15 protein-coding genes are annotated in these 22,129 nt (G+C 40.7%); all 15 read left to right on the plus strand.

Features of this window, described 5'->3' with window-relative positions:
• Positions 1-382 precede the first annotated feature (382 nt).
• The 15 genes from WG954_RS10865 (at position 383) to WG954_RS10935 (ending at position 22,080) form a co-directional block, all read left to right on the plus strand.
• Complete coding sequence (locus tag WG954_RS10865; protein WP_340436354.1) at positions 383-3,571, plus strand: SusC/RagA family TonB-linked outer membrane protein; 3,189 nt, start codon at positions 383-385, stop codon at positions 3,569-3,571.
• A 26-nt stretch (positions 3,572-3,597) separates the two neighbouring features.
• Positions 3,598-5,574, plus strand: a complete 1,977-nt coding sequence (locus WG954_RS10870; RefSeq protein WP_340436356.1) for a RagB/SusD family nutrient uptake outer membrane protein — start codon at positions 3,598-3,600, stop codon at positions 5,572-5,574.
• 31 nt (positions 5,575-5,605) lie between these two features.
• Positions 5,606-6,808, plus strand: coding sequence for a DUF4959 domain-containing protein (locus tag WG954_RS10875; protein WP_340436358.1), 1,203 nt, complete (start codon positions 5,606-5,608; stop codon positions 6,806-6,808).
• 73 nt (positions 6,809-6,881) lie between these two features.
• Positions 6,882-8,078, plus strand: a complete 1,197-nt coding sequence (locus tag WG954_RS10880; protein WP_340436360.1) for a DUF4998 domain-containing protein — start codon at positions 6,882-6,884, stop codon at positions 8,076-8,078.
• A 159-nt stretch (positions 8,079-8,237) separates the two neighbouring features.
• On the plus strand, positions 8,238-9,227 hold the full coding sequence (locus WG954_RS10885) for a glycoside hydrolase family 43 protein (protein ID WP_340436362.1): 990 nt from the start codon (positions 8,238-8,240) through the stop codon (positions 9,225-9,227).
• A 114-nt stretch (positions 9,228-9,341) separates the two neighbouring features.
• On the plus strand, positions 9,342-10,868 hold the full coding sequence (locus tag WG954_RS10890; RefSeq protein ID WP_340436365.1) for a glycoside hydrolase: 1,527 nt from the start codon (positions 9,342-9,344) through the stop codon (positions 10,866-10,868).
• A 172-nt stretch (positions 10,869-11,040) separates the two neighbouring features.
• The gene (locus tag WG954_RS10895) at positions 11,041-11,484 is read left to right on the plus strand and encodes a MaoC family dehydratase (protein ID WP_340436367.1); all 444 of its coding nucleotides are present in this window, start codon (positions 11,041-11,043) and stop codon (positions 11,482-11,484) included.
• 2 nt (positions 11,485-11,486) lie between these two features.
• Positions 11,487-12,638, plus strand: coding sequence for an extracellular solute-binding protein (locus WG954_RS10900; RefSeq protein WP_340436369.1), 1,152 nt, complete (start codon positions 11,487-11,489; stop codon positions 12,636-12,638).
• Complete coding sequence (locus tag WG954_RS10905; protein ID WP_340436371.1) at positions 12,635-13,780, plus strand: CaiB/BaiF CoA transferase family protein; 1,146 nt, start codon at positions 12,635-12,637, stop codon at positions 13,778-13,780. Before WG954_RS10900 ends, WG954_RS10905 begins: the two co-directional genes overlap by 4 nt.
• Before the next feature lie 64 nt (positions 13,781-13,844).
• Positions 13,845-15,014 carry a CaiB/BaiF CoA transferase family protein gene (locus WG954_RS10910; RefSeq protein WP_340436373.1) on the plus strand — a complete coding sequence of 390 codons (1,170 nt, stop codon included), beginning with the start codon at positions 13,845-13,847 and terminating at the stop codon, positions 15,012-15,014.
• A gap of 13 nt (positions 15,015-15,027) precedes the next feature.
• On the plus strand, positions 15,028-15,876 hold the full coding sequence (locus tag WG954_RS10915; RefSeq protein WP_340438911.1) for an amidohydrolase family protein: 849 nt from the start codon (positions 15,028-15,030) through the stop codon (positions 15,874-15,876).
• Positions 15,877-15,893: 17 nt separating this feature from the next.
• Positions 15,894-16,931: an L-rhamnose/proton symporter RhaT gene (locus tag WG954_RS10920; protein WP_340436375.1), complete on the plus strand. Its 1,038-nt coding sequence runs from the start codon at positions 15,894-15,896 to the stop codon at positions 16,929-16,931.
• 16 nt (positions 16,932-16,947) lie between these two features.
• Positions 16,948-18,018: a Gfo/Idh/MocA family protein gene (locus tag WG954_RS10925; protein WP_340436378.1), complete on the plus strand. Its 1,071-nt coding sequence runs from the start codon at positions 16,948-16,950 to the stop codon at positions 18,016-18,018.
• Between the two features lie 20 nt (positions 18,019-18,038).
• A complete protein-coding gene (locus tag WG954_RS10930; RefSeq protein ID WP_340436380.1) occupies positions 18,039-19,430 on the plus strand; it encodes a pectate lyase in 1,392 nt (463 codons plus the stop codon).
• Position 19,431: 1 nt separating this feature from the next.
• Positions 19,432-22,080 carry an alpha-d-galacturonidase gene (locus tag WG954_RS10935; RefSeq protein WP_340436382.1) on the plus strand — a complete coding sequence of 883 codons (2,649 nt, stop codon included), beginning with the start codon at positions 19,432-19,434 and terminating at the stop codon, positions 22,078-22,080.
• Positions 22,081-22,129: the final 49 nt, after the last annotated feature.

Genomic DNA, 22,129 nt, shown 5'->3' on the forward strand with positions numbered 1-22,129 from the left:
TACTTTTTGTTGAAATATCGGAATTTTTAGTCGAACTGAATAAATTAATATTTGTCAAATTTACACTTATTATTTCTTAACGACTAAAACGACTTGCTATGACCCCTACTAATCTCTCTTTTATTTCAAGCTGATGTTCTGAACTGCATGTATTATTTCCTTCTGAAAAGTTTGCAAGAATGACATTTTCTGAATCAGCTTCTTTTCGTTGAACTAATACTTCGTTCAAAGCTTCCTGTAACAATCTGTATGCTGCACAAAAACATGTGAAGTAACCGGATTATTGTCTAACTGTGGTCATACATGTGATGTGATACACCTGCTTATTAACCAAAACGTACAAGGTTCATTTATTTTTTAATTAAACAAGTATTGATTGCTTATGAAAGAATTAGTAACCATTAAAGCCGGCAAGAGAGCCATCGCTTTATTAGCAATGTTGCTCTGCCTTTCTGTTACACTCTTTGCGCAGGATAATGAGATTACTGTAAAAGGTAATGTAAGTTCAGATTCTGCGGTGCTGCAAGGTGTAACTGTTCAGCTAAAAGCTGATGTCAAAAGAGCTACACAAACAGATGAGAAAGGAAATTTCTCCATCCGTGTTCCTGCAAAAGGAACCCTCGTTATTTCAAGTGTTGGTTTTGAAACGCAGGAAATTGCGATCAACGGTAAAACAACAATTAATGTAGTGTTGAAAAATGCAAGTGGCAATCTTGGCGATGTGGTCATTATTGGTTTTGGTGGTACACAGAAAAAAGCAAGTATGGTTAGTTCCATTACAACTGTGGATGTGAAAACATTAAAAGGACCAACAGGTAATCTTACCAATACACTTGCTGGCCGTATTCCGGGTGTTATCTCTTTTCAGCGAAGTGGTGAACCTGGCTTAGGTACTGATAACTCTGCATTTTACATCAGGGGGCTTTCAACATTCGGTACAGGTAAACAAGATCCACTCATCTTAATTGATGGTGTTGAATCTTCGCCTACCGATCTTGCACGTTTACAGCCCGATGATATTTCTGATTTCTCTGTGTTGAAAGATGCGGCTGCTGCTTCTGTATATGGGGCACGTGGTGCAAACGGCGTAGTGTTGGTTAACACACGCACAGGTAAGGAAGGTGTTGCAAAGTTTTCATTCCGTGCAGAAAATCGTGTGTCATCCAACACAAAGAATTTTAACATGGCTGATAATATTACGTATATGCAATTGGCAAACGAAGCAGCGCTTACACGTTCACCACTTGCGGTTCAGCCATATTCACAAAACAAAATTGAGCATACAAAAGCCGGAGATGATCCTTATCTCTATCCCAACAATAACTGGATCGAACAACTGATCAAAAAATATACAGTTAACCAAAGTTATAATCTCAACGTAAGTGGTGGAACCAACAGAACACGTTACTATGTTGCCGGCACTTACAATCAAGATAACGGCTTATTGAAACTTGACCCTATCAATAATTTCAACAGTAACATTAAACTGAAAAACTATTCGATCCGTTCAAATATCAATCTCAATCTTTCTGCAAATACGGAGTTAATCATTCGCATGTATGGCCAGTTTGATGATTATAACGGACCGATCGGTGGTGGTTCTGCCACATTCAACAATGCACTCTGGTCGAACCAGGTGATGTTTCCTGCAGTGTATCCGCAATCGAAACTACCATACATCACGCATCCATTATTTGGTTCTGCAAGAACAGTTGATGCAAATGGATTGACGTCTACATTATATGTAAATCCATATGCACAAATGGTGCGTGGGTATTCGGTTTATAAAACATCGAATCTGCAACCGCAGGTTGAGTTGAAACAAGATCTTGGTTTTGTTACACCAGGGTTAAGCTTCCGTACAATGGGTTATCTGAGAAGATATTCTTTTTATTCTGTTGACAGAAGTTATAATCCTTTCTATTATTCAGCGATTGTTGACCCAACAACGCAAGACTATAATCTTACAGTGTTAAACGATGGTAGTGCAACTTCTATCGGAACTGTTGGTACAGAATACTTAGGCTATGCAGAAGGTAATAAAGTAGTGGACTCACGTTTTTGGCTTGAAGGATCAGTTACATACAACCGTACATTTAAGAAGCATACAGTTGGCGGTAATGTAATTGCCGTGATCTCCAACTACGAAACCGGTAATGCAGGTAGTGTTACTGCATCGTTGCCGCAACGTAACCAAACACTTTCAGGACGTTTTACTTATGGATTTGATAACCGTTATCTTGCCGAATTCAACTTTGGTTATAATGGTTCTGAACGTTTTGCAAAGAACAATCGTTTTGGTTTCTTCCCGTCTGCAGGTGTTGCTTACCGTATTTCAAATGAGAAGTTTTTTAACCCACTGAAAAAGGTAATTACTGATCTTAAATTCCGTGCCACATATGGACTGGTGGGTAACGATCAGATTGGCAATATCAACGATCGTTTCTTTTACTTATCTAATGTAAACCTTAACGATGGAGGCTTTGGCGCATCATTTGGTCGTAACGATGGTGCAGGAACATACGGCCGTCCCGGTGTTTCTATTTCAAGATATGCCAATGAAGGAATCACCTGGGAACAATCACGTTCCATGAATCTTGGTATGGACATGAAGTTGTTTTATGATCTCACACTTACTGTTGATGTGTACAAACAATGGCGTTCACAGATCTTACAAGCGAAATCTACTGTAGAATCTGCTGCAGGTTTCTCTGCTATTCCTTCTTCTAACTATGGTAAAGCCGAAACACAGGGTATTGATGTTGCATTAAACTATCAACGTTCCTTGAATAAAAATATGTGGATCAATGTTAGAGGTACGTTTACTTATGCAACAAGCAAAGTGAAAGTAACAGATGAAATTGTTTTCCCATCTAATATAGCTTACCTCTCAAGAGCAAATCATTCTATCAGTCAAACATGGGGTTTGATTGCTGAGCGCTTGTTCATCGATCAGAAAGAAGTAGCCAACTCACCTGTTCAGTATGGTGATATTGGTTTACTGGCGGGTGATATTAAATACAAAGATGTAAATGGTGATGGCGTTATTAATAATGATGACATGGTGCCTATCGGTTTCCCGCAACAACCGGAAATTATTTATGGCTTTGGCGCATCGTTTGGTTATAAGCGTTTCGACTTTAGTTTTTATTTCCAGGGTGCAGCACGCAGTTCATTCTTTATTAATCCATGGAACATCCAGCCGTTCTATTTGAATGGTGGTTATCAAAACAACCTGTTGAAAGTAATTGCAGATAATCATTGGTCAGAAGACAATCAGAATCCTTACGCATTCTGGCCACGTCTCAGCACATGGAGAGTGAATTCAAATAATCAAACTTCTACATGGTGGTTACGTAATGGTGCTTTCTTACGCTTAAAAAGTGTAGACATGGGCTATACGTTACCTGATTTCAAAGCTTTGAGATTAAAAGGCACACGTGTTTATTTCTCTGCAACCAATCTCTTTATCCTCAGCGGCTTTAAGCTATGGGATGTGGAAATGGGTGGCAACGGATTAAATTATCCAATTCAATCTGTTTACAGCATGGGTGTGCAGCTGAACTTTTAATTTAAAACATTCAACAGTTTTTAAACATGAATACAAGAATCAATTATAAAGTTGCAAACAAAAGCCTGCTCTTTGCAGTAGTGCTCTTCGTGTTTACAACTACGTTAAATTCCTGCCGCAAGTATCTTGATGTGGTGCCGGATAATATTTCTACCATCGACAATGCATTTAAACTGCGTGTTGAAGCAGAGAAATTTTTGTTCACCTGTTATTCTTATTTGCCAAAGAATGGCGATGGCTGGTACAATGCGGCAATGGCCTCGGCTGATGAGATATGGTTACCGCAGGATGATCAAACACATTGGCATGCCGCTTTCCGTATTGCGCAGGGCCAGCAAAATGCGGCTGATCCTTATTTTAATGAATGGGCAGGATGGAGAAAAGGTGGTACCGGCAATACACGTTACGATCACCAGAAAATATGGAACGGCATCCGTAACTGTAACATCTTTTTAGAGAATATGGCAGATATGACGAAGGTGCCTGATATTAATCCGGCAGAACGTTCACGCTGGATCGGTGAAGTATTGTTTTTGAAAGCGTACTATCACTATTACATGTTACGCATGTATGGTCCTATTCCACTCATTAAAGAAAATGTTGCAGTAGAAGCAGATCCTGCAAGTTCTTATGTAAAACGTGCACCTGTTGATGAGTGTGTAGAGACAATTGCTTCATGGCTCGACAGTTCAATTACATTATTACCTGAACGTATTCAAAATGAGAATACCGAGTTAGGAAGAATTACACAACCTATTGCATTAGCAGTAAAAGCAAAGTTGTTGGTAATGGCTGCAAGTCCGCTGTTTAATGGCAATCCTGATTTTGCAAATTTCAAAGACAAGGATGGAGTTGCTTTGTTCAATCCAACTCCTGATCCTGATAAATGGGAAGCAGCAAGAGATGCAGCAAAGGAGGCTATTGATGCGGCCGAAGCAAACGGGTTTACACTTTACTATTATAAGAATGATATTCATAATCTTAGTACAGCAACAAAGACACAATTAAACATCCGCAATGCAGTTACAGAGCGGTGGGGGCCTGAAACAGTGTGGGGCAATTCGCTGATGTATTTCCCGAATGAAGCATTATGTATGCCACCCATGACAAGGGGAAGCAATACAAACAGGTTTCAATTGCAGGGTGTATGGGCACCGCCAATAAAAATTGCAAAAATGTTTTACACGTCTAATGGTGTAACTATTGAAGAAGATAAAACATTCAACTTTGCAAACTATGATCAATTGCGTACAGCAACGGCTGCAGAGAAATATTACATTGAACCTGGTTTTGCTACTGCCCGGTTGAACTTCGACAGAGAACCACGTTTCTATGCCAACTTAGGTTTTGATGGTGGTATCTGGTATATGAAAGATGGAAATGCAACAGGAAGTGATAACGGTACTTATTATGTAAAAGCAAAAAATGTTGAAAGCGCAGGCTTCGGTCATTTTACGAACTGGAGTGAAACAGGTTACTTCGTTAAGAAACTTGTTAGCTGGCAATCTACAACAGCAGGTACTGCAGCACCGGTATGGCGTTCATATCCCTGGCCTGAAATAAGACTTGCTGATCTGTACCTCCTTTATGCAGAGGCAGAAAATGAAGTTAATCCGGGATCGGCTACAGCAATTTTATATGTTGATAAAATACGTGAACGTGCCGGATTGAAAGGTGTTGTTGAATCATGGACGAACTTCTCAAGTACACCAAACAAATATGCCTCACAAGCAGGTTTGCGTTCCATCATTCATCGTGAACGTACTTTAGAATTGATGTTTGAAGGTCAACGTTTCTGGGATCTGCGTCGTTGGAAAGAAGCGCCTGATGAATTGAACAAAGACATTACCGGCTGGAGCGTGCAGGGTAAAACAGACGGTACTTACTACAAAGAGAAATTTATTTTCAGTCAACGTTTTGTTGCACCACGTGATTATTTCTGGCCTATCGGAAATTATGATACACGTCGTAACCCATACCTGGTAGAAAACCCGGGCTGGTAATCTGATTCTAAAAATTCTGAAAAAATTTAAAATGAAACTGATTAAAATAATAGTTCCTTCTTTGCTTCTCACAGCATTCATAGTTGCATCGTGCAGCAAAGAATTGGAAACACACACGCCAATAAGTAACGACCCAACCGTACCTGCACAGATCACTGGTGTGACTGTTTTGAACGGCGCCGGTAAGGCAACGATCTCTTATAAGTTACCAAACGATCCTAATCTGCTTTATGTGAAAGCAGTATATACTATCACAACGGGAAAGCAATACGAAACAACAGCATCGTATTACAACAATTCATTGGTGGTGGAAGGTTTTGCAGATACACTTGAACATGAAGTAAAGTTGTATTCAGTAAGCCGTTCTGAAGTACAATCACCGGCTGTGACTGTAAAAATAAAACCGCTGACTGCGCCTATTTGGGATGTATTCCGCAGCCTGAAAATTGAAGATGCATTTGGTGGTTACAACCTTACAGGTGTAAATGCATCAAAAGCGAATATCTCTATTATTGTTACCAAGCCAAACGTATTCAAGGAATATGAAATTGATAACAATAAAACTGTGTACACAAATGTAGACAGTATACTATCAAAAATTCGTGGGCTGGATACAGGCAATTATCGTTTTGGATTTTTAGTTGTTGACAGATGGGGCAATAAAACCGATACAATGTACAAGATTGTCAACCCGATTTTTGAAACCCAACTCGATCCATCTAAATTCTCAAGTCTTGTATTACCCGGCGATGCCCCACAGGTTACTAATGGTGCCGCATTGCAATATGCATGGGATGGGAAGCTGGGATGGCCGTTCACAAGTTTTACCAACCAGGTGCCCGGTGGAAGTGGTCCGCACATGATCACGTTTAATACGGGTGCATTGGCTAAGCTCAGCCGTATCTGGATTCGTCCTTTTCCGGAGGGAACACGCTTCTATTATCTCACCACCATGAAACGTTTTGAAATATATGGTTCAGATAATCCGAATCTTAATGGTGCGTTAGATAATTCATGGAAATTACTGGGTTCCTATACAGTTAAAAAACCTTCGGGTTTACCCTATGGTACAGATGATGCCAACGATCAAACCACTGCAGCTGCCGGGTTTAGTTGGGAAATTGATCTGTCTGCACCGAAAGTAAAATACATCCGTATCCGCTGCCTTGAAAATTTCGCAGGTGGTACGGCACAAAGTATTAATGAACTGAAGGTATATGGAGATCCCAGATAATAACTAAAGGTAATGTTTGATCAAAGCCACGCTTGCATTAAAAAAAGATGAAGTGCGGATAAAACTTAAACAAATGAAAAAAAATACAACTAAACTTTCGTTGATCATCATGCTGATGTTTGTATTGGCAGCCTGCTCTAAGTGGGATGATTACAAAAAATATACAGAGGCCGGAGAAACAATCTATAGCGGCAGAATAGATTCCGTAAAGACATATCCCGGCAATCAACGTATAAAAATAACAGGCTTGTTGCCCGCTGATCCGAAAATTGCAAAAGCTAAAATTACCTGGAACGATGGAAAGGATTCCATTATTTATGCAATTACAAAAGGACCGGGCATTGATAGCTTTAGCAGAATTGTTTCTGTGCCCGAAGGCATTTACAATTTCACCATTCAAACATTTGATGCTGTTGGTAACAGTTCCATGAAAGTAAATGTTTCCGGTACTGCTTACGGACCTAAATATGAAAGTGGTTTAACTAACAGGGCAATTAACCGTGCAGAGTTAATGACCACAGGCAAAGCAGAATTGGCTTGGGATAACCTCGATGCTGCTTCTGGTGCATTAGGTACATGGGTTCGCTACACAAAAGTGGGTGATGCTGTTGACTCGGTTTTTGTTCCTCTTACACAAAGTTTAACATCACTCGATAATTTCAAACCGGGAACATCAGTAAAACTTCGTACACAATATCTGCCGAAACCAAATTCGATTGATACATTCAGCAGTGCATCGCAAACTGTTGGTGTAATGTATGATGTTACAGCACAGTATATTTTAAATGCGGGCATCAACTTTGCCAACTCCGATGGTGGCACAGGCAGATGGCAAACACCTGCACAATGGATCACTACTGCAGATGTAAGAAATGGCGGTGGCGATGTTGGAGGTTTAGACAATGGAGGATGGTTGCCATCGAAAGCACTTTCTCTTGAAGCATGGTGGGGTATGCCGGAAATACCAAACGGTAAGATCTATCAAAGCTTTACTTTACCTGCAGGTAAGTACACATTGGTAGTAACAGCCGGCGATTGTTCAGATGGTGGCACAAAATACATTACCGTTGCAGCAGGTACTACATTACCTGATATTGGTAATGTGCAAACCAGTTCAATTGTGTTCAAGAACATTACAAAGTGGGCCGATAATAAACTCAACTTCACACTTGCAAGTGCTACACAGGTGGCATTAGGCTTACAGGCAGGTATGAAAGCTGAAGGAAACTTTATGAAAGTGTTTAAAGTGAGATTGTATCTCACTCCATAGTTGTATTTCTTATTTGAACAAAAATGGGATAAATAAAAAATGCACCCGTTAACTATTGTTAGGGTCATAATCGACAGAAAGGCTCCGTTGTTTCCACAAGGGGCCTTCTTTATTCAAAACAAAAACGAATTAACAAAAAGCTGAAGTAAATCAAAAAGAATGAAGTTGAAGAAAGTATATTGTTTGGTAGTGGCAACAATTCTTGCCAATGTTATGAGTGAAGATGTGCTTGCTCAACACATAAAAGCGCAACACAGCGATTCTCTTCCCTTCAATCCAATCATACGTGATAAGTTTACAGCTGATCCTGCGGCATTGGTGCATAACGAAACGGTATACTTGTACACTGGTCGTGATGAAGCACCAAAAGGACAAGCACGCTATGTAATGAATGAATGGCTTTGTTATTCTTCAACTGATATGCTGAATTGGAAAGAACATCCATCACCGCTCAATGTAAAATCATTTGAATGGGCAAAGGCAGATGCCTGGGCCTCGCAGGTCATTCATCGTAACGGAAAATTTTATTGGTATGTAGCAGTTGAACATAAGACGATCGGCGGCAAAGCAATTGGCATTGCTGTATCAGATAAACCAACCGGACCGTTTAGTGATGCTTTAGGTAAAGCACTAGTAACAAACGATATGACCAAAGCAACAGGTATATCGTGGGATGATATTGATCCATCGGTGATCATTGATGACGATGGACAAGCCTACTTATTTTGGGGGAACACCAAATGCTACTATGCCAAGCTGAAAGAAAATATGATTGAATTCGATGGTCCTATCCAGGTTGTAGAGGGGTTGCAGAAATTTACAGAAGCACCGTGGGTACATAAACGAAAGGATTGGTATTACCTTTCGTATGCTTACCAGTTTCCGGAGAAGATCGCTTATGCTATGAGTAAAAGCATCAACGGCCCCTGGCAATACAAAGGCATTTTAAATGAAGTTGCCGGTAATAGTAACACCAATCACCAGGCTATTATTGAGTTTAAAGGCAAGTGGTATTTTATTTATCACACTGGTGTGTTGGCCGATCATGGCGGATTTCATCGTTCTGTTTGCATTGATCGTTTGTATTACAACAAAGATGGAACGATGAAAAGAATTGTGATGACGAGTGAAGGTTTGCTGAATAAGTAATTACTTTCAATTATCTTATTTGTATGCTGATAAGTTGATGGTTATCCAGCATTTTCACCACTTAAATTTTAGAGTAGAAAAATGCGGTTTCGATTTGCTACTATATTTTTTATTTTGATAGCAATTGTCTTTTTTGCACAAAGTCAAACTATCACGTTTACCATTGATCTGAAACGCAAAGCACAAACAATTGAGAATATTGGCGCATCAGGTGCGTGGTATACCGAAGGAATCGGCAAGTATTGGCCTGCAGAAAAGAAAGAACGAATGGCAGAATTGTTATTCAGCAAATCATTCGATTCATCTGGTAATCCGTTGGGCATTGGTCTTTCTGCATGGCGTTTTAATATCGGCGGAGGAACATTTGAACAAGGCGACAGCAGCGGTATCCGCAATGCTTTTCGAAGAGTGGAAAGTTTTCTTTCACCTGATGGCACATACGATTGGACGAAACAACAAGGTTATCTATGGTTTACAAAGAAAGCTGTTTTGTATGGCGTAAAAGATCTCATCGCTTTTTCTAACACAGCACCGATTCAATTCAATAAAAACGGATTGGGATTTAAAACAGCGAAAGATTTTGTTACCAATTTAAGAGACGATAAGTACAGCGACTATGCCGGTTTCTTAGCAACAGTAATCAAGCATTTTGATGAAGAAGGAATTCATTTCAACTACATCAGCCCGGTAAATGAACCGCAGTGGGATTGGTCGGCGAAGTTTGGCAGTATGAACCAGGAAGGCTCGCCCTGGCATAATAAAGACATTTACAACATTGCTGTAAAACTCGATAGTGCATTAACAGCTCAACGACTCAACACAAAAATTCTTGTTACAGAAGCTGGTGATCTTACATACCTGTACAGCCGTAATAATCATGCATCAAAACAACTCCAACAGTTTTATGCAAAAGACAGTAAGTCCTATCTCGGTAATCTGTCGCATTTGCATAAAGTAATAGAGGGGCACAGTTACTTTACTGATCATGGCGACAGCATGATCATCAATGTGCGAAAGAGATTGAATGATACTGCAACGAAATACAATGTTCCTTTCTGGCAATCGGAGTACAGTATGCTGGGCGATGGTTACAAAGAAGGGTCGAAGGAACGACGGTCAACAATGGATTGTGCCTTGTTTCTTGCAAAAATGATCCATCACGATTTTACAGTAGCCAATGCAACTGCCTGGCATTTCTGGAACGCATGGGAGCCGGGTCGTGCTGATGCCGAAACACGCTACAACCTTATTGCCTTAAGAAATATTGCAGATCCCCGCAACGCTGATTATACTGTTACAAAAAATTTGTGGGCACTTGGGCATTACACCAGGTTTGTGCAGCCCGGTATGCAACGCATCATAACAGAGCGGAACGATGGATCAAGCTTGATGCAACAGGCGCAGGATGTGATGCTGTCTGCATTTGCAAGCGAAAGTAAATTGACAGTGGTGATCATCAACTATACTAACGCAGTAACAACAATTGGTTTGAATATTCCGGGTGTTAAGAATATAAAGCCGGCAAAACGATATAATACCTCTGCTGAAAAGGGAGAGGATATGAAACCTTCTTCAATCAACTCGATCAATAAAATTGTTTTGTTGCCCCGCTCAATCACTACGCTGGTAATTGATCTTTAACGATCAACGCAAAGAGGCTCATTTCCCGGCCGGTGGGAAAATAATCCATCAAATCAGTAAAACCTTCCATTGAACGCCCCGACAGGCTGTTATACCTTGAACTTCAGTTTGAACAGGTTGTTTTGGCTCTAAAAGAACTCCTGTTCTGCGTAAAAACTGATTGCAGCCAGCTATGTTTATACAGAAGTATTTCGAGGAATTTAAACTCAATGATATTCGCCAAACAAAAGGCAGAACTATCACCGAAACGGACATTGTGATCCATGCCGGTCAGTCAGGCGATTTTTTCCCCCATCATATGGACGAAGAGTGGTGCAAAAGCCAGCCGTTTAAAAAACGCATTGCACATGGTACACTCATCTTTACCGTGGCCATTGGCCTCACTGCCGATTTTGTAAACGAAGTAAGCATGACATATGGTTATGAACGTCTCCGTTTTATTAAACCGGTATTTATTAACGATACGATCAAAGTAACAGTAACCATAAAAGAGTTGAAAGATCATAGGAAACCCGAATACGGTTTAGTAACTGAATTGGTAGAATGTTTCAACCAGCAAAACGAATTGGTGATGCTGTGCGAACATATTCTCATGGTTAAAAAAGCAAACAGTTAAGCATGCAAAAGATTGTATTGAATGGTGTAACGTGGGGGCATAGCCGTGGCATAACTCCTTTGCTTGCAGTTTCACAACGTTATTCTGAATTACATCCCGATGTGGAAATCCGTTGGAAGAAAAGAACACTCCAGGAGTTTGCTGATTTTCCTATTGAAGAACTAACAAAAGAATATGATCTGCTCATCATCGATCATCCGTGGGTGGGTTGTGCAGATGCAACCAATTGTGTGTTGCCATTGAACGAATATTTATCTGCTGATTATTTAAGGGATCAGCAAACCAACTCGGTTGGGCTTTCGCATATCAGCTATAACTATAACAACAAACAATGGGCGTTGGCGATTGATGCGGCAACACCTGCAGCCAGCTATCGTAAAGATTTACTCAGCAACGTGCCGCAAACATGGAACGATGTATTGGATCTTGCAAAAGAGGGAAAAGTTGCCGTGCCTGCTATTCCTATTGATCTGTTGATGAACTTTTATACATTCTGTATTGCAAATGGTGTTGAGCCTTTTCAAAGCGAGGAAGAAGTAATTGACGAAGCAACAGGCATCAAAGCAATTGAAACCATGAAGCAGTTGTATAGTGTGGTTGATAAAAAAATGTTCAGCCGTAATCCTATTGCCGTAGCAGAGTTAATGAGTACAACAAACGATTATCTCTATTGCCCGTTTGCATATGGTTATTCAAACTATGCACGCAAAGGATATGCACAGCATTTATTACACTATACCGATGTGGTTTCTTTCAACGGAAAGAAATTAAGAACAACCATTGGCGGAACAGGAATTTCTGTTTCTGCTTTCAGCAAACATAAAGAAGTGGCAGTTGATTTTGCAGCATGGATTACATCAGCTGAATGTCAGAGTACCATGTATGTACAACACGGTGGACAACCCGGTCATCGAAGTGCGTGGACCGATACTTCAGCCAATCATTTAACCAATTACTTTTTTACGCAGGTTTTACCGGTAATGGAGAATGGATATATGCGTCCACGTTACAATGGTTATCTGCATTTCCAGGATCATGCTGGCGATCCGTTGCAGGACTGTCTTAAAAATGATGGTGATCCTTCAAAAGCATTACGTGAAATGAACAAACTATATCAGCAGAGTATTTCAAAACAAATTGCGGTTACAGCATGAGTGCATTGCCATTAAATGGAGTTGTGGTGCTGGAGTTCAGCCAGTATTTGTCCGGCCCGTCGGCGGCATTGCGTTTGGCCGATCTTGGGGCAAGGGTGATAAAAATTGAACGACCAAAAACGGGCGATGCAGGACGTAAGCTTGCTATTAAAGATCTGTGGGTTGATGATAACTCGTTGTTGTTTCATACCATCAACCGCAACAAAGAAAGTTTTACCGCTGATCTGAAGAACCCCGAAGATATAGCGATCATTAAACAACTCATTGCAAAGAGCGATGTGTTGATCCATAATTTTCGTCCCGATGTAATGGGTAAGAACGGACTTGATTACAACACAGTACAACAGATCAATCCACGATTGATCTATGCAGAAATTTCAGGTTACGGAAAGAAGGGTCCATGGAAAAATAAACCCGGACAAGATCTGTTATTGCAATCCATAACAGGCTTGGCATATACCACAGGTAACGGAACAAACGGTCCTGTACCTTTTGGAATTTCGATTGCTGATATTCTTGCAGGCTCTCAATTGGTACAAGGAATATTAGGTGGATTGATCCGTCGTTCAAAAACCGGAAAAGGAGCATTGATCGAAGTGAGTTTGATGGAATCACTACTCGATTTTCAATTTGAATTACTCACTACCTATTTTACAAATAAAGAACAACCGCAACGGAGCAAGGTTGCAAACGGTCAACCGTTGTTGAGTGCGCCGTATGGAATTTATCAAACAAAAGACAGTTATATCGCTTTAGCGATGATCGATATTCATGTGCTGGCCGATACGATTCATTGCGGTGCATTGATGCATTTTTCGAAAGAAGATGCTTTTGTATTACGTGATGAAATAAAAACTGTGTTGGTTGAACATCTGCAAACGCAAACAACTGCTTACTGGTTGACTGCTTTGCAGGAAGCCGGGCTGTGGGCAATGGAAGTATTGAATTGGGACGAGATGACAGACCATCCTGCATACAATGCATTGCAGATGGAACAAAGCATTCATGTAGCTGATAAAACAATTGTTACTACGAGATGCCCCATCCGCATCAACGGCAAACGATTAACGGCTGATAAACCCGCGCCGCAGTTGGGTGAGCAGAATGAGAAGATAAGAAAAGAGTTACAAGTTATAAGTTAAGTGTTATGTGTTACGGGTGACATTAGGATTCACCATTGACCATTCACTATTCACAATTGACCAAATGAAACTTTTAGAAGACATATTAGTGATCGATTTCAGCCAGTTTTTGTCGGGGCCATCTGCGGCTTTGCGATTGGCAGATATGGGTGCACAGGTGATCAAGATCGAACGACCGGGCAGCGGCGATATTTGCCGTGAGCTCTATGTAAGTGATGTGATGATCGAAGGTGAGTCAACGATCTTTCATGCCATCAACCGCAACAAACAAAGCTATGCGGCCGATTTAAAGAACCCCAACGATCTCGAAAAAGTAAAACAACTCATTGCAAAGGCCGATGTGGTGATGCATAATTTCCGCCCTGGGGTAATGGAACGAATTGGTTTAGATTATGAAGCGGTAAAGCAGATCAAACCCGATGTGGTGTATGCAGAGATCAGTGGTTATGGTGTAGAAGGTCCGTGGAAAGATTTGCCGGGACAAGATCTTTTGCTGCAATCCGTTTCAGGGTTAACATGGCTCAGCAATAATATTGATGAAAGTCCAACACCGATGGGTGTTGCTGTGGTGGATATCATGGCGGGCACACATATTGCACAAGGAATATTGGCGGCACTTTATCAAAAAGCAGTAACAGGCGAAGGTTCGCTGGTGCAGGTGAGTATGCTGGAAAGTATTCTTGATTTTCAGTTTGAGGTATTGACCTGTTATTACAACGACGGGAGACAATTGCCGGTGCGTGGAGCAGTGAACAGTGCACATGCATACATTGCTGCGCCGTATGGTATTTATAAAACAAATGATGATTACATTGCATTAGCAATGACCAATATTCCAACCCTGGCAACGCTGCTGGAATGTGAGCCGTTGAAAGATTTCATTAACAGCAACGATTGGTTTGCAAAACGTGATGAAATAAAATTGATACTGGCGGGTCATTTAACAACAAGACCATCAGCAGAGTGGCTCAGTATTTTGGAGAAGGCAGATATCTGGTGTGCACCGGTAATGGATTATGATGGTTTGGTGAAACAGGAAGGTTACCGTTCACTCGAAATGGAAGTAACGGTGAAAACAAGTAACGGACTATCGGTAACCACTACACGCTGTCCAATAAAAGTGGATGGTGAAATACTGGGAGCAGGCAAAGGTGCACCATTGTTGGGTGAGCACAATAAGGAAATTGACTATCGATTCGGCATAACAGAACAATTGCAGACCGTTATTAAATGATCATTTGAAAAGAATGAGGCTTGCTGATACACATGTACATATCTGGGATTTTAACCGTGCAGAATACGCATGGTTAGAAGGGAACACATCCATACTCAATCGTACGTATAGCATTGAAGAACTGGAAACCGAGCGGTTTGAAATAGGTATTAAGAAAGGTATTCTCGTACAGGCTGCTAATAATTTTGAAGATACAGATTGGATGTTGCATGTGGCGGTAAACACAGATTGGATCGCCGGTATTGTTGGATGGTTACCCTTGATCAATCCTGATGCAACAGTAAAAGCACTGCAAAAGAAATACGGCAAAGAAAATTATTTCAAAGGTGTTCGTCATTTGATACATGATGAGCGTGATCCGGAGTGGTTGTTGCAACCGGAAGTGATCAACAGCCTGCAGATATTGGCCGATCACAATATTCCCTACGATGTAGTAGGTGTTTTACCCGAACATATTGAAACTGCATTACAGGTGGCAGCAAAAGTTCCGGAGTTAAGAATGGTGTTCGATCATTTGAATCAACCGCCAATTGCTACGAAAGAAAAATTCGGCAGATGGGGTAAGTTGATGAAAGAAGCCGCACAGCATAAAAATTTTTATGCAAAAATTTCAGGACTTGGATTAACTGCACAAAAAAATGATCAATGGACAGCCGATGATATTAAACCTTATGTTGGCTTTGCAATAGAACAGTTTGGAACCGACCGTTGTTTCATGGGCGGCGATTGGCCCGTTTCATTATTGGCCGGTTCTTACAGCAACACCTGGAAAAACTTCAAAGAAGTAATTCACGATTTGGTTGATGATAAAGCAGCAGATAAAATATTTTATTCCAACGCTGCAAACTTTTATTCCTTTTAACCCATCTGCAAAAGAATATGGAAGTAATTAACGGAGTTTTATTTCATGCTGTCGGCGCTTCAAGCGCATCGCTCTGTTATACACCACAGCGAAAAGTGAAAGGATGGAGCTGGCAAACGTATTGGCTGGCACAGGCAGCAGTATGTTGGTTGCTATTACCCTTGCTCGTTGCATACATTACCATTCCTGAAATTGTTACCGTATTAAAAGAAGCACCTGCTTCTGCCATGCAACGTTCGTTCCTGTTGGGCATTGCTTATGGTGTTGGTGGAACTGCATTTGGTATTGCCATCCGTTATGTTGGTTTTTCATTGACCTATGCAATTTCTGTTGGTATCAGTTGTGTGTTGGGTACGTTGTTACCACCATTGGTAGCCGGAACATTAGGGACTATACTTTCAGGAACAGGTGCAGGTTATCTCATTAGTGGAGTTAGCATGGGTGCAATTGGTATTGCAGTGTGTGGTTTGGCAGGGAGAAGTAAAGAAAAAGACATTGAAAAGCAGTTGAAGACAGAATCTGCTTTCTCCTTAGCGAAAGGATTACCACTTTGTTTATTGGCGGGTGTGTTATCTGCATTGTATGGTTTCTCGTTAAATCAGGGTCAACCCATTGCAGATGTGGCTGCTAAATATGGAGCAGGGAATTTCCAGGGAAATGTGATCTATATTTTTTCTAATTCAGGTGCATTCATCAGTACCTTGTTATATTGTTTGTATCTGCATCGAAAAGAAAAAACATTTGGCGAGTATAAAACAACAGGCGAGAGTGGATTGGGAATGAATTATCTCATGTCGATCTTAACAGGCATGCTATGGTACGGACAATTTTTCTTTTATGGACTTGGTCATGTACGCATGGGCAAATATGAGTTCAGTAGTTGGGCCATTCATATGATCTTACTGGTGTTGTTAAGTGCAGTTACAGGCTTGATGTTGAAAGAATGGAAAAGCAGTAGCGGCAAAACAATTCGTTTATTGGTAATAGCCATTGTTATATTGATTGTTGCCGTTTTATTATTAACACAAGGAAACAAACTGGGAGCAGTCGAGTAAAAATTGAGAAGTTGAAATGACGAATCATCAAAGAGATATCGCTTCTGCACAATTACCAATTTATATTATTGGTGCAGGCGGCATTGTCAATACGGCACACCTGCCTGCTTATATGCTGGGTGGTTTTCATGTGCAGGGTATTTGTGATATTGATCCGGATAAAGCAAAAACAACCGCTGAACGTTTTGGTATAAAAGAAGTATTTGAAAGTCCGGAAGAGTTGTTGAAGCAATTACCGGCAAATGCGATCATTGATATTGCAGTGCCCGGTCCTGCATTGATTCCTTTGTTGGAACAAATACCGAATGGCTCTGCTGTATTGTTGCAAAAGCCGATGGGTGAAGATCTGGATGCAGCGAAGAAAATTTTAGCGATCTGCAAGGAGAAGAAGTTGAATGCGGCTGTTAATTTTCAATTACGTTACGCACCGTACATTCTTGAAGTGAAACAAATGATCAGTGATGGGTTGCTTGGTGAGATCAACGATATTGAAGTAAACGTCAACGTTTACACACCATGGCATTTGTGGGATTTCTTAATGACATCACCAAGAGTAGAGATTCTCTATCACAGTATTCATTACATTGATCTTGTTCGTCATATACTTGGTAATCCGGTATCCGTGTACGCCAAATCAACAAAGCATCCGAGTATGCCTGCGCTTGCATCGGTACGCAGCAATATCATTATGGATTATGGTGATATGACAAGAGCAAATATTCTCACCAATCATTGTCATAATTACGGTACACCCAAACAACAATCCTATATCAAATTCGAAGGAACGAAAGGTGCAGTGCTCATCAACTTTGGTGCACTCATCAATTATCCACGTGGCGAAGCAGATAATTTTGAATATGTGTTTTTAGAGGAAGGCAAAGAACCACAATGGCAGGAAAAGAAAATTGAAGGCAGTTGGTTTCCACATGCATTTATTGGCAGTATGGAACAGTTAATGCTGGCGGCTGCAGGAAAAATTGAAAAACCTGATAATGCTGTGGAAGATTGCATTCATACCATGGCATGTACGGAAGCAGCATATATCAGTTGTGAAAAAGGTGGCATCAAGCCAAATGAATTGCTTTAATTTTTTAAGAACGAATCGTGATGAAGAAACAATCAGTGATCATAATTGCATGTTTATTTTTTGCTCAATATGTAGTGTCGCAGCAAATAGCTTTTCCCGGTGCAGAAGGTTTCGGCAAATATGCAACAGGTGGAAGAGGAGGAAAAGTTGTTGCAGTAACCAATCTCAACGATAGTGGCGAAGGAAGTTTCCGCTGGGCATTGGAACAATTTCCCGGCGAAGCATTAACGGTGATCTTCCGTGTATCCGGTATTATCGAACTGAAATCGAAGATCCAGATCAAACGTTCCAATTTAACCATTGCCGGACAAACAGCTCCCGGTGATGGTATCTGTTTAAAAAATCAGTCACTCATTTTAAATGGTGCTTCTTCAAAAGGCAATCATGGTAATATCATTATCCGTTATATCCGTTCACGCCCAGGTGGTACATTGAAAACAGGATTGTATGGCTTTGATATGGAGAACTGTCATGATGTAATTGTTGATCATTGTAGTTTCAGTTGGGCCAACGAAGAATGTGCAGCTATGTACGATACAAAAAATGTTACTGTACAATGGTGTATCGTAAGTGAAGGTTTGTATGAAGCAGGTCATCAGAAAGGGCATCGTTCATATGGTGGTGTGTGGGGCGGACAATACGCAAGCTATCATCATAATTTATTGGCGCATCTCAACAGTCGTGCAGTACGGTTCAATGGTGCACGGGCACATGATACAGTTGCATTGATCGATTACCGCAACAATGTTATTTACAATTGGGGCAATGCCAATGCTGCTTATGGCGGCGAAGTAAATATTGCAGGTGGCGTATCACAAGTGAACATTGTGAACAATTATTACAAGCCAGGTCCGGCAACTGCTGCTGAATTGAAATTTGTCAATGCTTCTTATCAGAAAGAAGTCAGCAAAGGAACAGGGCAGTGGTTTGTTGATGGCAACATCATGGAAGGCGATAAAGCATTGACCAAAAAGAATAAGAACGGTGTTGATCTGCAAGCACAAGGCTATCCTTCAGGTGCAATTTCTGAAAAAGCATTTCCAGTTTCTGTTGCACTACCTGTTGAAACAGCAAAAGAATCATACGAGAAGGTTTTGAAATATGCAGGCGCCATTTTTCCAAAACGTGATGCAACTGATGAACGTGTATTGAACGAAACAAGAACAGGTACAGCAACCGGCAAAGGAGTATTTGGTAAGCCGGGAATTATTGATAGTCCGTTTGCAGTTGGTGGTTGGGCCGAATATAAATCTGCTTCTGCACCTATTGATACAGATAATGATGGTATGCCTGATGCATGGGAAACAAAAAAAGGATTGAACCCAAATGATGCGAACGACTGCAACAAAGTAGATGCAAGTGGTTATACCATGCTGGAAATTTATTTAAACGAATTAGTGCAAGTGAATTAACATGAAGCAGATTTTAGCGATACTATTTATATTATGTTGTACGACATTGTCGGCACAGATTGGTTGGGGTGATCGGGTAAAAACTCCCCGTGAACTTTTTGCCACACAAAAGATTTGGGATGCAGAAAAAGTACTGGGATTGAAACGGGGCAATCATCGTTTTTCATTTGGATATAAACAAGGCCCTAAAGAAGGTTTTACTATCACTACAAAAAATAATCAAACACGAATTGAAGGGAGCGATGAGACAGGCTTGCTGTACGGCTGTTTGGAATTCGTTTCGCAATTAAAGAAGTTAAAAGCTTATCCTAAAAATCTGAACATAACCGATGCACCTGAAATGGTACTACGTGGCGCATGCATCGGTGTACAGAAACCGTACTATCTGCCCGGCAGGAATGTGTATGAGTATCCTTACACACCTGAAACCTTTCCCTGGTTCTACGATAAAAAATTATGGATACAGTATCTCGATTCGATGGTGGCAAACCGTATGAATTCGTTGTATCTCTGGAATGGTCATCCGTTTGCTTCATTGGTGAAGCTGAAAGATTATCCGTATGCAGTTGAAGTGGATGATGCAACATTTAAAAAGAACGAAGATATCTATCGCTTCTTAACTACTGAAGCTGATAAACGTGGCATCTGGGTGATACAGATGTTTTATAATATCATCGTCTCCAAACCATTTGCTGAACATCACAAGATCAAAACACAGGAACGTGAACGACCGATCATTCCGCTCATCGCTGATTATACACGTAAATCCATTGCAGCCTTTGTTGAAAAATATCCCAACGTTGGTTTAATGGTTTGTCTCGGTGAAGCAATGGAAGGTGTTGGTAAGGATGATATTGAATGGTTCACACAAACAATTATTCCCGGTGTGAAAGATGGTTTGAAAGCACTGAACAAGACAGAAGAGCCGCCGATTGTTTTGCGTGCACATGATACTGATGCACCCGGAGTAATGAGGGCAGCATTGCGACTCTACAAAAATTTATATACCGAAGCAAAGTTCAACGGTGAAGCATTAACCTATGCACGACCAAGAGGAAGCTGGGCTGAGTTACATCAAACATTAAGCAAACTCGGTAGTGTGCAGATTGAGAACGTACATATTCTTGCCAACCTCGAACCATTCCGTTATGGCTCACCCGATTTTATACAGCAAAGTGTAATTGGTATGCACGAAGTAATGGGTGGCAACGGTTTGCATTTATATCCGCAGGCTTCTTATTGGGACTGGCCTTACAGTGCAGACAGTGTAAAAGGAAAACGTTTATTACAAATTGAGCGTGACTGGATATGGTATAGTGCATGGAGTCGCTATGCATGGAAAGCAAAACGCAACCGGAATGAAGAGATCGTTTACTGGAGTAAACAATTGGCGGCGAAGTTTGGTTGCAGTGAAGCAGATGGAAGAAGAATATTAACAGCGTATGAAGAAAGCGGAGAGATAGCTCCGAAACTGTTGAGACGTTTTGGTATTACAGATGGTAACCGACAGACATTAACATTGGGCATGCTGATGACACAACTCATCAACCCCTTCCGTTATGGTTTGTTTACACTGCTGTACGATGCTGAAGCGCCTGAAGGTGAAATGATCCTTGACTATGCCGATAAGCAACAGAAGAGAATTAAGCATATTGGCGAAACACCACCACAGGTTGCATCAGAAGTGGTGTCGCATGGAAATAAAGCGGTGGTTGCAATAATGGAAGTGTCAAGAAGAGTGACTAAGAACAAAGACGAATTCAACCGTATCGTAAATGATATGTATTGCTATAAAGCAATGGCTGATCATTTCAGCAGTAAAGTGATGGCAGCAGTACAATTACTAAAATACAAGTACAGTGGCAATATTGCTGATCTTGAACTGGCAGTGCCAATGTTGGAGAAAAGTGTAAGTGATTACAAAGAGCTGGCAGCTTTCACAGCAGATACTTATCTCTACGCTAACAGTATGCAAACACAGCAACGCAAAATTCCGATGCGTGGTGTAAATGCAACTTATAAACATTGGGTAGAGATGGTGCCTGTGTTTGAAACAGAACTAAAAACCTTTAAGTATAAAATCGATTCACTCAAAAACAATTCTAACTCAAAGGCGCAGGAGCGTAAGCCTTTTCTACAGGTAGATGTAAAGTTGAATCATGTTCCTGTTGTGTTGAATGAAGACGCATTACTCTTTAGTGATACAAGCATCCGCATCAAACAGCTGGCGCCAGAGTTAAAAGTATTAAAAGCTGTTCAACTTCCTTTTCAGCAACAATTGCGTCAAGCAACAGAGATCAATTTCTATACCGATAAACCTGTTAAAATATTAGTGGGCTATTTCAAAACACAACGTGCTGCCTTTACCACAGATACAGTTTTTGCAAAAGCACCCGAACTGGAAACTAATGCAAGTGCTGATGACTACGGCCAGGCAGAAATAAAAATTTCCAATGCTATCGCTATTGAAGGTATGCCGCCGGTGAACATTCACAGTTATACATTCAAAGCAGGAGCACATACATTGAAACTGCCGAAAGGTGTTTGTTTAGTGTTGGGTTTTGTTGATGGAACACAGATTATTCCTGTATACGATGCGATGTTGATGAGTGATGCGAAAAATAAAAATATTGATTGGTTATTTGAATAGCCTCTCACAGATTTCGCAGATTAACACAGAAAAATCTGTGAACATCAGT

Origin of the sequence: Lacibacter sp. H375, from assembly GCF_037892425.1 — a bacterium.
In the GTDB taxonomy this organism is placed as follows: domain Bacteria; phylum Bacteroidota; class Bacteroidia; order Chitinophagales; family Chitinophagaceae; genus Lacibacter.